This window comes from Serratia sp. PF-27 (genome assembly GCF_030053255.1).
GTDB lineage: Bacteria > Pseudomonadota > Gammaproteobacteria > Enterobacterales > Enterobacteriaceae > Serratia > Serratia bockelmannii.
Map to the genome: position 1 here is coordinate 459,599 of NZ_JASGBT010000023.1, position 13,068 is coordinate 472,666.

The 13,068-nt window shown below is 61.6% G+C and carries 10 protein-coding genes; 7 read left to right on the plus strand and 3 right to left on the minus strand.

Annotated elements, in window-relative coordinates; all coding sequences use genetic code 11:
- Positions 1–461 precede the first annotated feature (461 nt).
- From hemA to kdsA, 6 genes are read left to right on the plus strand one after another with little or no spacing between them, the layout of a single operon-like run.
- The gene (gene hemA, locus QMZ29_RS25555; RefSeq protein WP_025302494.1) at positions 462–1,724 is read left to right on the plus strand and encodes a glutamyl-tRNA reductase; all 1,263 of its coding nucleotides are present in this window, start codon (positions 462–464) and stop codon (positions 1,722–1,724) included.
- Between the two features lie 31 nt (positions 1,725–1,755).
- Entirely contained in the window at positions 1,756–2,841 is a 1,086-nt protein-coding gene (gene prfA / locus QMZ29_RS25560) for a peptide chain release factor 1 (protein WP_016928099.1), read from the plus strand.
- Positions 2,841–3,674: a peptide chain release factor N(5)-glutamine methyltransferase gene (prmC, locus tag QMZ29_RS25565; RefSeq protein WP_127146177.1), complete on the plus strand. Its 834-nt coding sequence runs from the start codon at positions 2,841–2,843 to the stop codon at positions 3,672–3,674. The genes prfA and prmC overlap by 1 nt, the downstream gene beginning before the upstream one ends.
- Positions 3,675–3,715: 41 nt before the next feature.
- Positions 3,716–4,117, plus strand: a complete 402-nt coding sequence (locus tag QMZ29_RS25570; RefSeq protein ID WP_169541429.1) for a SirB2 family protein — start codon at positions 3,716–3,718, stop codon at positions 4,115–4,117.
- A complete protein-coding gene (gene sirB1 / locus QMZ29_RS25575; protein ID WP_016928096.1) occupies positions 4,114–4,923 on the plus strand; it encodes an invasion regulator SirB1 in 810 nt (269 codons plus the stop codon). The genes QMZ29_RS25570 and sirB1 overlap by 4 nt, the downstream gene beginning before the upstream one ends.
- Before the next feature lie 58 nt (positions 4,924–4,981).
- Positions 4,982–5,836 (plus strand): 3-deoxy-8-phosphooctulonate synthase, encoded by an 855-nt coding sequence (kdsA, locus tag QMZ29_RS25580; RefSeq protein WP_025302497.1) that lies wholly within the window; start codon positions 4,982–4,984, stop codon positions 5,834–5,836.
- A gap of 47 nt (positions 5,837–5,883) precedes the next feature.
- Here kdsA and dauA read toward each other — a convergent pair whose 3' ends face one another.
- Positions 5,884–7,572 carry a C4-dicarboxylic acid transporter DauA gene (gene dauA / locus QMZ29_RS25585; protein ID WP_060442610.1) on the minus strand — a complete coding sequence of 563 codons (1,689 nt, stop codon included), beginning with the start codon at positions 7,570–7,572 and terminating at the stop codon, positions 5,884–5,886.
- A gap of 232 nt (positions 7,573–7,804) precedes the next feature.
- Positions 7,805–8,257 (minus strand): heme-degrading domain-containing protein, encoded by a 453-nt coding sequence (locus tag QMZ29_RS25590; protein WP_282980752.1) that lies wholly within the window; start codon positions 8,255–8,257, stop codon positions 7,805–7,807.
- A 198-nt stretch (positions 8,258–8,455) separates the two neighbouring features.
- Here QMZ29_RS25590 and QMZ29_RS25595 point away from each other — a divergent pair, with 198 nt between their 5' ends.
- Positions 8,456–9,556 (plus strand): GGDEF domain-containing protein, encoded by a 1,101-nt coding sequence (locus QMZ29_RS25595; protein ID WP_043141520.1) that lies wholly within the window; start codon positions 8,456–8,458, stop codon positions 9,554–9,556.
- 32 nt (positions 9,557–9,588) lie between these two features.
- Here QMZ29_RS25595 and mfd read toward each other — a convergent pair whose 3' ends face one another.
- Entirely contained in the window at positions 9,589–13,062 is a 3,474-nt protein-coding gene (mfd, locus tag QMZ29_RS25600) for a transcription-repair coupling factor (protein ID WP_261423594.1), read from the minus strand.
- Between the last annotated feature and the right edge of the window lie 6 nt (positions 13,063–13,068).

A 13,068-nucleotide genomic window follows, 5' to 3' on the forward strand; every position in this document is an offset into this window, starting at 1 on the left:
CTCTTGTCCTTTTGTCCTTGCGGGCATGCGCGACGAAACCCGGATTCAGCGCTCACGCTAACGGGGCGGCGGCGGCGCGTCAATTTTTTGCTGCATCGCGTTGAATCTTTCCGCTTTTGCCGGCGCAATGCCAACCCGGTACGCGCGTCGGGGTCGCCATTAAGCGTAACACAATCGCCTAAAGGCGGGGAGGCGCGCCCGATAAGCGGTGCCGGAGTTGCGCAAACGCCGCCGTTGCGTACGCCGAATAGCGTGCGCGTTATCGCAAACTGCGCTAAAATTTAAGCAATCAACCTAGCCTATGACTATTTATCCCGCTGTATTTATTGCTTATTCATTAATTGATGTCATCTATGACAGCGATTGAACGGAAGATGCGGTTGTTACTTTTATTGATCCCGCGCATCAAGTAGAATGCCGTTCAACGAGAACCCGTACCAAGATAAGTATTACTCGAAGCAATGACCCTGCTGGCGTTAGGTATAAATCACAAAACCGCTCCGGTTTCTCTGCGTGAAAGGGTGACCTTCTCGCCAGAGTCCATCGATGAGGCGCTGACCAGCTTGCTCCAACAACCGTTGGTGCAGGGCGGTGTCGTGTTGTCCACCTGCAACCGCACCGAGCTGTACCTCAGCGTAGAGCAACAGGAACACATGCACGAGCAGCTGGTCGCCTGGCTGTGCGCATATCACAACCTGCGCCCGGAAGAGGTGAAGAAAAGCCTGTACTGGCATCAGGGCAACGACGCGGTCAGCCATCTGATGCGGGTGGCCAGCGGGTTGGACTCACTGGTATTGGGCGAACCGCAGATCCTCGGCCAGGTGAAAAAGGCCTTCGCCGAGTCGCAACGCGGCCAGTCGCTGTCCGGCGAGCTGGAGCGTCTGTTCCAGAAATCCTTCTCCGTCGCCAAGCGCGTGCGCACCGAAACCGAAATCGGCGCCAGCGCGGTCTCCGTAGCGTTTGCTGCCTGTACCCTAGCGCGGCAGATCTTCGAATCGCTGGCCGATCTCAACGTCTTGCTGGTGGGCGCCGGTGAAACCATCGAGCTGGTGGCGCGCCACCTGCGCGAACACAAAGTGCGGCACATGATCATCGCCAACCGCACCCGCGAGCGCGCGCAGCTGCTGGCGGACGAGGTGGGCGCAGAAGTGATCACCCTGCCGGAGATCGACGAACGCCTGGCGGACGCCGACATCATCATCAGCTCCACCGCCAGCCCGCTGCCGATCATCGGTAAGGGGATGGTGGAGCGCGCGCTGAAGGCGCGCCGCAACCAGCCGATGCTGCTGGTGGATATCGCCGTACCGCGCGATATCGAGCCGGAAGTCGGCAAACTGGCCAACGCTTATCTGTACAGCGTGGACGATCTGCACGCCATCATTCAAAGCAACCTGGCGCAGCGCAAAGCGGCGGCGGTGCAGGCGGAGTCGATCGTGCAGCAGGAAAGCATCAACTTCATGGCCTGGCTGCGTTCGCAGGGCGCGGTGGAAACCATCCGCGACTACCGTTCGCAGGCTGACCAAATTCGCGCGGAAATGGAGGCCAAAGCGCTGGCCGCCATCGCGCAGGGCGCCAACGTGGAGCAGGTTATTCACGAGCTGGCCCATAAACTGACCAACCGTCTTATTCATGCCCCTACCAAATCCCTCCAGCAGGCCGCCGGCGACGGCGACGTGGAGCGGTTGCAGTTATTACGCGACAGCCTCGGGCTGGATCAGCATTAGTTTTCTCTATTAACAGGGTTTATTACCACGCATGAAGCCTTCTATTGTTGCCAAACTGGAAGCGTTACAAGAGCGCCATGAAGAAGTGCAGGCGCTGCTCGGCGATGCCGGCGTCATCGCCGAGCAAGACCGGTTCCGCGCGCTGTCGCGAGAATACGCGCAGCTGACCGACGTCAGCCGCTGCTTCCTGGAATGGCGTCAGGTGCAGGAGGATCTGGAGACGGCGGAAATGATGCTGGACGATCCGGAAATGCGCGAGATGGCGCAGGAAGAGCTGAAACAGGCGCGGGCGACCAGCGAAGCGCTGGAGCAGCAGCTGCAGGTGTTGCTGCTGCCGAAAGATCCGGACGATGAGCGCAGCTGCTTCCTCGAAGTGCGCGCCGGCACCGGCGGCGATGAGGCGGCGATCTTTGCCGGCGATCTGTTCCGCATGTACAGCCGCTATGCGGAAAGCCGCCGCTGGCGTGTCGAGGTGATGAGCGCCAACGAAGGCGAACACGGCGGTTTCAAAGAAGTGATTGCCAAAGTTTCCGGCGATGGCGTGTACGGTCAGCTGAAGTTTGAATCCGGCGGGCACCGCGTGCAGCGCGTGCCGGAAACCGAATCCCAGGGGCGCATCCACACCTCCGCCTGTACCGTGGCGGTGATGCCGGAAGTGCCGGAAGCCGAGCTGCCGGACATCAACCCGGGCGATCTGAAAATCGACACCTTCCGCTCCTCCGGCGCCGGCGGCCAGCACGTTAACACCACCGACTCGGCGATCCGCATCACCCACCTGCCGACCGGCATCGTGGTGGAGTGCCAGGACGAACGTTCGCAGCACAAAAATAAAGCCAAGGCGATGTCGGTGCTGGGCGCGCGCATTCGCGCCGCCGAGATGGCCAAGCGCCAGCAGGCCGAGGCGTCCACTCGCCGCAACCTGCTGGGCAGCGGCGATCGTTCCGACCGCAACCGCACCTACAACTTCCCGCAGGGGCGGGTAACCGACCACCGCATCAACCTGACGCTCTACCGTCTGGACGAAGTGATGGAAGGCAAACTGGACATGCTGATCCAGCCGATCGTGCAGGAGTATCAGGCCGATCAGCTGGCTGCGCTGTCCGCCGAGCAAGAGTGATGGATTATCAATACTGGCTGAAAGCCGCCGCCGCGCGTTTGACCCACAGCGACAGCGCCCGGCGCGACGCGGAAATCCTGTTGGGTTTCGTGACCGGCAAGGCCAGAACCTTCCTGATGGCGTTCGGCGAAACCCTGCTGACGCCGCCGCAGCAACAGCAGCTGGAGACGCTGCTGGCGCGCCGCGAACGCGGTGAGCCGGTGGCCTATCTGGTGGGCGAGCGCGAGTTTTGGTCGCTGCCGCTGTCGGTTTCGCCGGCGACGCTGATCCCACGCCCGGATACCGAATGCCTGGTGGAACTGGCGCTGGCGCGCCTGCCGCCGCAACCCTGCCATTTCCTCGATCTCGGCACCGGCACCGGCGCCATCGCGCTGGCGCTGGCCAGTGAGCGCCCGGATTGTTCGGCTATCGGCATCGATGTGCAGCCGGAGGCGGTTGCGCTGGCGCAGCACAATGCGCACAAGCTGAAGATCGACAACGTCCGATTTCTACAGGGCAGCTGGTTTGCGCCGGTGGCGGGGCAACGCTTCGCGCTGATCGCCAGCAATCCGCCCTATATCGACGCCGCCGATCCGCATTTGTCGCAGGGCGACGTGCGCTTTGAACCCGGTAGCGCGCTGGTTGCCGCCGAGCACGGGCTGGCGGATCTGGCCGCCATCGTGCGCCAGGCGCCGCATTATTTGCAGTCGCAGGGCTGGCTGCTGTTGGAACATGGTTGGCAGCAGGGCGAGAGCGTGCGCGCGCTGCTGCAGGCCGCCGGATTTTCCGCTGTCGCCACCCACCGTGATTACGGCGACAACGACCGCGTGACGCTCGGCCAATGGCCGGGATAAGCGCCACTCATAATAACGACGCCCGGGCCATTTAAGGGAGCATCATGACTGCATACACCGCGTTGAAACATTTCCATTTGCTGACGGTCGCCATCAGTATTACCTTGTTTGTGCTGCGTTTCTTTTGGCAGTGGCGCCGCTCGCCGATCATGGGCCGCCGCTGGGTCAAGGTAGCGCCGCACCTGAATGACACGCTGCTGTTCGTCAGCGGCATCGCGTTGGTGGTGACGTTCGGGTTTTATCCGCTGCTGGGTATGGACTCATGGCTGACCGAGAAGCTGTTTGGCGTTATTATCTATATCCTGCTTGGCTACGTCGCATTGGGCAAGAAGACCAAAAGTCAGCGGCTGCGAACCGTGGCGTTCATGCTGGCGTTGGGCTGTCTGTATCTGATAATTAAACTTGCCACGACGAAAATACCGTTTCTGATGGGATACCTATGAGTAGCATTGCTGATTTTGAATTTAACACCTCGCCGCTGAGCGAAGGGGTGATCCTGGTGTCGCAGTCGGTGCGGCGCGATTTTCCCGCTGCCGACGTGGAGCGCAAGCTGCAACAGCTGGTGGATGAAGCGCGTGCGGCGGTGCCGGTCGATATCACTCAGGAGCAGCAACTGGATGCGCTCATCGAACTGTTCTACAAAACCTGGGGGTTCGGCGGCGCCAGCGGCGTTTACCGCCTGTCGGACGCCATCTGGCTGGACAAGGTGCTGGAAGGGCGGCAGGGCACGCCGGTCTCGCTAGGCACCATTTTCCTGCACATCGCCAACGCGCTGGATCTGCCTCTGTTGCCGGTGATTTTCCCCACTCAGCTGATCCTGCGCGCCGATTGGCTGGACGAAGAGCTGTGGCTGATCAACCCGCTGAACGGCGAAACCTTGAGCGAGCACCAGCTGGAAGTGTGGATCAAGGGCAACCTGGGGCTGGGCGCCGAACTGGAAGACGACGACCTCGACGAGTCGGAGAACATCATGGTGGTGCGCAAGATGTTGGATACGCTGAAGGCCGCCCTGATGGAAGAAAAGCAGCTGGAAATGGCGCTGCGCACCAGCGAAACGGTGCTGTGCTTCGATCCGGAAGATCCTTACGAGATCCGCGACCGCGGGCTGATTTATGCCCAGCTGGAGTGCAACCACATCGCGATTTCCGATCTCAACTATTTTGTCGAGCAGTGTCCTGAAGACCCGGTCAGCGAAGTGATCAAAGTACAGATCCACTCGATTGAGCCGAAACAGGTGACGCTGCATTAATTCAATGACTCCGTGCAGTTTGCAAGGCGACGGTTACAACCTTAACAAAGGCGAAAGCATGAAACAGAAAGTGGTTAGCATTGGCGACATCGACGTAGCAAACGACCTGCCGTTTGTGCTGTTTGGCGGTATGAACGTGCTGGAATCGCGCGATCTGGCGATGAGCATCTGCGAGCACTACGTCACCGTGACGCAAAAACTGGGCATTCCTTACGTATTCAAAGCCTCTTTCGACAAAGCCAACCGTTCTTCCATCCACTCGTACCGCGGTCCGGGCCTGGAAGAAGGGATGAAGATCTTCGAAGAGCTGAAGAAAACCTTCGGCGTGAAAATCATCACCGACGTGCATGAAGTGGCGCAGGCGCAGCCGGTTTCTGAAGTGGTTGACGTGATCCAACTGCCGGCCTTCCTGGCGCGTCAGACCGATCTGGTGGAAGCGATGGCGAAAACCGGCGCGGTGATCAACGTCAAGAAGCCACAGTTCGTCAGCCCGGGGCAGATGGGCAACATCGTCGACAAATTCAAAGAAGGCGGCAACGACCAGGTGATCCTGTGCGATCGCGGCAGCAACTTTGGTTATGACAACCTGGTGGTCGACATGCTGGGCATCAACGTGATGAAGAACGTGACCGGCGGCCATCCGGTGATCTTCGACGTGACCCACGCGCTGCAGACCCGCGATCCGTTCGGCGCCGCATCCGGCGGCCGCCGCGCTCAGGTGGCCGAGTTGGCGCGCGCCGGCATGGCGGTTGGCCTGGCCGGCCTGTTCCTCGAAGCGCACCCGGATCCGAACAACGCCAAGTGCGACGGTCCTTCCGCGCTGCCGTTGGACAAGCTGGAGCCGTTCTTGGCGCAGATGAAAGCCATCGACGACCTGGTGAAGAGCTTCCCGGAGTTGGATACCAGCAACTAAGCGCTCGTCGCCATAAAAAAAGCCCGACTCGTCGGGCTTTTTTACGTTTAGGCGCCGGTGGCCGCCAGCGCTTCCGGCAGCGTCGGGTAGAACTGCAAGCGGCCCTCGATCGGCTGCACCCGCGCACGCGCCAGGGTTTTCAGCGGCTGGAACGGCACGTCGGTGATCACCAGTTTCTTGTCCGCCGGCAGCACGTCGATAAAGCGACGCAGGGCGCTCAGACCGCCGGCATCGAGCACCGGCACCGCATCCCATTGCAGCACGATCGTGCGGTAACCTTCGCTGCGCGCCAGCAGTTCGGTAAAGATGCGCTCGGCGGCGGCGAAGAACAGCGGGCCGTTCACCCGCAGCACCAGGCGGCCGTCGCCGGCACTCAGCTCGCTCAACCGCGTCATGCGGGCGATGCGGCGCATAAACAGCAGCGAAGCCAGCACGATGCCCACGGTAATGGCGATCACCATGTCGAACAGCACCGTCAGCGACATGCACAGCAGCAGCACCAGAATGTCGTCCTTCGGCGCCCGGCGCAGCAGGTAAACCACCTTGTGGGCCTCACTCATGTTCCAGGCGACCATCAACAGCAGCGCCGCCATGGCCGCCAGCGGCAGATAAGAGAGCCACGGCGCCAGCACCAGCAGCGCCAACAGCACCAGCAGCGCGTGGATGATGGCGGATACCGGTGAGGTGGCACCGGCGCGCACGTTGGCCGCCGAACGGGCAATCGCGGCGGTAGCGGTGATGCCGCCGAAGAACGGCGCGATGATGTTGCCCGCGCCCTGGCCGATCAGTTCGCTGTTCGAGTTATGCTTCTTGCCGGTCATGCCGTCGAGCACCACGGCGCACAGCAGTGACTCGATCGCGCCGAGCATTGCCATCGAAAACGCCGCCGGCAGCAGGGCGGAGACGGTTTGCCAACTCAGAGTGAACGGCTGCCCGCCGCCGCCCGGCAGATCCCAGGGCAGCAACAGCTGCGGCAGGATCGGCGGAATGCCTTGGCCGCTGCTGCCGTCGGCCAGCAGGTAGCTGAAGCGCGAGCCGATGGTTGCCACCGGGTGGTCAAACAGCGCCAGCAGCCCCATCAGCGCGGTGCCCGCCAGCAGCGCCGGCAGGTGGCCCGGCACCCGCAGGCCGAGCTTGGGCCAGAAGATCAGGATCAGCAGCGTCACCGCGCCGATTAGGGTATCGCCGAAATCCAGCGTCGGCAGCGCCTGCAGCAGGGCGTACAGCTTGCCAACGTAATTTTCCGGCGTGTGCGCCAGCTGCAGGCCGAAAAAGTCCTTGATCTGCATGGTGGCGATGGTGATGGCAATGCCGGAGGTAAAGCCCAGCGTCACCGGCAGCGGAATGTATTCGATCAGCCGGCCAAAGCGCGCCAGCCCCATCAGCAGCAGAAATACCCCGGAGATCAGCGTGGCGACCAGCAAGCCGGCCAGGCCAAACTGCTGCGAGACCGGATAGAGGATCACCACGAAGGCGGCGGTGGGGCCGGAGACGCTGTAGCGCGAACCGCCGCTGACGGCGATGACGATGCCGGCGATGGCGGCGGTATACAGGCCGTACTGCGGCGGCACGCCGCTGGCGATCGCCAGCGCCATCGCCAGCGGAATGGCGATAATACCGACCGTCACCCCGGCGATGGCGTCTTTCAGCAACCGCGCCAGGCTATAAGGTTCCCGCCAGCAGGCATCTATCAGCGCGCTGAAGGGGCGAATTTTGTTTATTTCATGCGTTTTCATCTACGGTGCGTACCAAATCTTCAAAAGTGAAAGGAATGGCGGGCCCGATGAGGTCCGTCTTGTCACGTGACAGATACCATACGCCTTTTGTTCAGCGGATTACCAGACCTGCGTCAATTTGGCACAGGAAATCAGAGAGTCGTCGTTTTATCCGGCGCTAAATGCCGTTAAGAGGTAAGTAAGCCGCAGATTCTGCGGCTGAAAAAGAAAGGAATCATCAAGGTTTTGGCGGTTAGTGCAGAGCGGGTAGGGATAAGCCGAGAAAGTGGGCTAAAGTGCTTACCAACAGCTGGTGATCTTCCTTCTGCGGCGCGCCGGAAATGCTGATGCTGCCGACGCAGCCGAGGCCGGTCAGGGTGAGCGGGAAGGCGCCACCGTGCACCGAATAGTCGCGCACGCTCAGCCCGTAACGCTGGCCGATGGCGTAAGAACTTTTGTGAAAATGGTTCACCAGATTGCGCTTGCGCCGCACCCAGTCGGCGATGTCCGGCGTGGCGCCCGGCATGGCGTAATAAAACAGCGTCTGCCCGGCCAGTTGGATTTCGATGGCGATGCTCAGGCCGCGTCGCTCGGCGGCGGTTTTCAGCGCCGCGCCCAGCTCCCAGGCGGTGGTGGCGTCAAAATGGGTAAAGGCCAGCGTCGCTTCCTGTTCGCTGAGCGCCTGCAGTTCATCGTCGATATTCATGCGTTTCTCCCCCGATATACAAAGGACAGAGTAGCCTGAAGCGAGCATCGTGAGATAGACGGCTTGGCGATAAGATAGAACTGCTACTCTATTAATAGACTGTGTAAAATGGCCGCCGCCGAAGCGGAGACGACAGGGATGCGTTATTCAACGTCTTTACATTACCCCTGGCGATCCCGAGGAGCGCGCTGACTATTTATGACATACATTGCGTCCATTTCCACCCTTTACAGCGACGCTTGCATCACCTATGCCACGCTGTCGGTAAGCTATTTCGTTCTCAGCAAGAATGCCCCGTTTTCCTACCGTTCCGCACTGTGGAAGCGCGTCGTGTTCGGCCTGCTGGCCGGGGTAGCGGTGCTGTATTTGAGTCAGGATCGGCTGGTGTTGACCGATAAGGTACATTACAGCTTTGCGATGATCCCGATGATACTGGTGACGTTCTTCGGCGGCGGCGTCAGCGGACTGGTGAGTTTTCTGTTCGCCATGGCGCTGACCGGCGGTTTCACCGTCGATAACCTGTTCATCGCCTCGATCATCGCGCCGCTGCTGCTGTCGCAGGTGTGGCTGAAAAAATCCCACCGGACGTTTTACCTGACGATCGGCATTATCGCGCTGTATCGCATCGCGGTGGTGTGGCTGCTGGTGGACATGAGCGGGCTGTGGCCGGATGTGTTGCTGTACCAGGCGGTCTCCGCGCTCTGTCTGGCGATTTGCTATCATGCGCTGAATTTCAAAGAGCGCCACATCTACGCCTATTTTGCGATGCGTGCGCGTGCCACGACCGACAGTGTGACCCACATCAACAACCGCGCCAGCGTCGATTATCAGCTGATGCTGCAGCGTGCCGAGCGCCGCCCGTGCGGGTTGATGATCCTCGATTTGGATAACTTTAAAAGCATCAACGATACCTACGGTCATCCGGCCGGTGACGTGCTGCTGGCCAGCGTCGGCCGGCTGCTGCAAAACAGCGTGCGTAACGAGGACTTCGTCGGGCGCTACGGTGGCGAGGAGTTTATGGTGATCACCGCCAGCTACGATCCGCAGGTCATCGGCGGGGTGGCGGAGCGCATTCGCAGCGCGGTGGAAAGTTCGACGTTCTTGCTGAATGCACACGACGAAGCGCACATCACGATGTCCATCGGCGTGTCGCTGTATCTGCCCGGCATGACGTTGGACAAGGCAATCGCCATGACCGACGAAGCGTTGTACGAGGCGAAGCGCAGCGGCAAAAACCGGGTGGTGACCAGCCGCGTGATGCAGCTGGCGCCGCTGGGCGCCGGTTTTCCGCGCGGATAAGCCGCCCCCGTTGTAGCGACGGGGGCGTTGCCTTAGGCCGCCAGCGTGTGTTCGCGGAAGGCGTTCAGCAGCTCTTCGGTGAAAGTCAGGCGTTTTTGGCGATCGGCCAGATCGAGCGTGAACTTCAGCTTGCTCGGGCCGTCCAGGCGGTAAACCTGCGGATTGCCCTGCAACAGGCCGATCAGATAACCCGGATCGACGCGGTTGTTGTCGCCGAACTCGATAAAGCCGCCGCGCTCGTTGCTCTCAATGCGTTTGATCCCCAGTTTCTGCGCATGCAGGCGCAGCGCCGCGCACTGCAACAGATTGCGCGCCGCATCCGGCAGTTGACCGAAGCGGTCGATCAGCTCGACCTTCAGCTCGTCAAGCTCACCGTCGTTTTTCGCGCTGGCGATACGCTTATACAGTGACAGGCGGGTATTGACGTCGGGAATGAAATCTTCCGGCAGCAGCGCCGGCATGCGCAACTCTACCTCGGTCTGGCTGCTGGTGAGATCTTCCAACGACGGTTCTCGGCCGTTTTTCAACGCGTCGACGGCGCTTTCCAGCAGCTCCATATAGAGCGAGAAGCCGACGGTGGTCATCTGGCCGCTCTGATCTTCTCCCAGCAGCTCACCGGCGCCGCGGATCTCCAGATCGTGGGTGGCCAGCGCGAAACCGGCGCCGAGATCTTCCAGCGACGCGATGGCCTCGAGCCGTTTATGAGCGTCGGTGCCCATGGCTTTCGGGTTTGGCGTCAGCAGATAGGCGTAAGCCTGGTGGTGCGAACGCCCGACGCGGCCGCGCAATTGATGCAGCTGCGCCAGGCCGAAGCGATCGGCCCGCTCGATGATGATGGTGTTGGCGCTGGGGATATCGATGCCGGTTTCGATGATGGTGGTGCACACCAGCACGTTGAAGCGCTGGTGGTGGAAATCGTTCATCACCCGCTCCAGATCGCGTTCACGCATCTGGCCGTGGCCGATGGCGATGCGCGCTTCAGGCACCAGCTCAGCCAGGCGCTGCGCCGCTTTCTCGATGTTTTCCACGTCGTTGTAAAGGTAGTAAACCTGGCCGCCACGCAGCACTTCGCGCAGGATCGCCTCGCGCACCACCAGGCTGTCGTATTCGCGCACGAAGGTCTTCACCGCCAAGCGGCGCGCCGGCGGAGTGGCGATGATCGACAGATCGCGCATGCCGCTCATCGCCATGTTCAGCGTACGCGGGATCGGCGTGGCGGTCAGCGTCAGGATATCGACATCGGCGCGCATCGCCTTGATGCGCTCCTTGTGGCGCACGCCAAAGCGGTGCTCTTCATCGACGATCAGCAACCCCAAATCCTTCCAGTGCAGATCGCTCTGCAGCAGTTTGTGGGTGCCGATGATGATGTCCACTTTGCCTTCGGCCGCGTCGTCCAGCACCTGTTGCTGCTCTTTGGCGCTGCGGAAGCGCGACATCATCTCGATGCGGATCGGCCAGGTGGCGAAGCGATCGCGGAAGTTGTCGAAGTGCTGCTGCGCCAGCAGCGTCGTCGGCACCAGCACCGCCACCTGCTTGCCGTTTTCCACCGCCAGGAAGGCGGCGCGCATCGCCACTTCGGTTTTGCCGAAGCCGACGTCGCCGCACACCAGGCGGTCCATCGCCAGCGGCTGGCACATGTCGCTCAGCACCGCGTTGATCGCCTGTTCCTGATCCGGCGTGGTTTCGAACGGGAAGCTCTGGCAGAACAGCTGGTACTGCTCGCGGTTGTGTTTGAAGGCGAAACCGGCCTTGGCGGCGCGCTGGGCGTAAATATCCAGCAGCTCGGCCGCCACGTCGCGCACCCGCTCGGCGGCTTTCTGCCGCGCGCGCGTCCAGGCGTCGCCGCCCAGTTTGTGCAGCGGGGCGTTTTCGTCCGCGCCGCCGGCGTAGCGGCTGATCAGATGCAGCGATGACACCGGCACGTACAGCTTGTCCTCACCGGCGTAGGAGAGGATCAGGTACTCGGCCTTGATGCCGCCGGCCTCCAGCGTGGTCAGGCCGACGTAGCGGCCGACGCCGTGTTCCAGGTGCACCACCGGCTGGCCGGGATGCAGCTCCGCCAGGTTGCGGATCAGGGTATCGGTGTTGATGGTGCGCCGGTTGTCCTGCCGGCGGCGGCTGACGCGCTCGCCGAGCAGATCGCTTTCGCAGATCAGCGCCCGCCGGCGCAGGCCGTCGAGGAAGCCGTGTTCGGCGGCGCCGACCATCATGTAACGGCCCGCCGTTTCCGCCTGATCGAGGCGCTGAATCAGCGCCGGCGCCAGCTTGATGCGGCCGAGCAGATCCTGCAGCGTTTCACGCCGCCCCTCGCTCTCGACGGAGAAAATCACGCTGCCGTCGAAGCCTTCGATAAAGCGCCGCAGATTATCCAGCGGGGATTTATGCTGCGCCTGCACCGCCAGATCGGGCAGGGTATGGTAGTCCAGATTGGTATTGCCGGCCTTGGCCGGCAGCTCATCGGTTTTTAGCGCGATGCGCGGCCAGGCCTTCAGCTCGCCGAACAGTGCGTCAACGCGCAGCCACAGCGTATCCGGCGCCAGCAGCGGGCGCATCGGATCGACGCGGCGGCTTTCGTAACGCTGGTTGACGTCCTGCCAGAAGCGCTCGGCGGCGCCCTCCAGATCGCCGGTGTTGACGATCAGCGTATTGCCTGGCAGGTAGCTGAACAGCGACGGCAGCGGCTGGCTGAAGAACAGCGGCTGCCAGTATTCGATACCGGCGGGCCAGGCGCTTTTGCTGACCTGCTGATAGATGTGTTCGGCGTCGCGACGCACCTCAAACTGCTCGCGCCACTGGCTACGGAACAGCTCGATGGCGTTCTTGTCGGTGGGGAACTCGTGGGCCGGCAACAGATTGATGGCCTCGACTTCGCTCAGCGTACGCTGGGTATCGACGTCGAAGATACGCAGACTGTCGATTTCGTCATCGAAAAAGTCGATGCGGTAAGGCTCATCGCTGCCCATCGGGTAAAGATCGAGCAGCGCGCCGCGGGTGGCGAATTCGCCGTGCTCCATCACCTGATCGACGCTGCGGTAGCCGGCCTGTTCCAACTGCGCGCGCAGCTTGTCGCGCGACAGGCGCTGGCCTTTCTTCATCACCAGCGCGTGGCCGTGCAGGAATTCGTGCGGGCAGACGCGCTGCATCAGGGTGTTGACCGGCAGAATGATCACGCCGCGCGCCATGGTCGGTAGGTGATACAGGCTCGACAAACGATCTGAGATGATTTCCTGGTGCGGCGAGAAGCTGTCGTACGGCAGGGTTTCCCAGTCGGACAGCGTGGTCACCATCTGGTCAGTGAACTGCTGGATCTCGTCGCGCAGCCGCAGGGCGTTTTGCATATCCGGCGCGATCAGCATCACCGGGCCAGGGTGGCGTTCGACGATCTCGGCGCATTCCACGGCACAGGCCGCGCCGGTCAGTTGCCCCAGTTGGCGCAGATCGCCCGCGCGATCGGGCAGAGAATAACGAGGGGATGAAGAACGGTTACGGCTATCGGCAGTGCTCATTCAGGT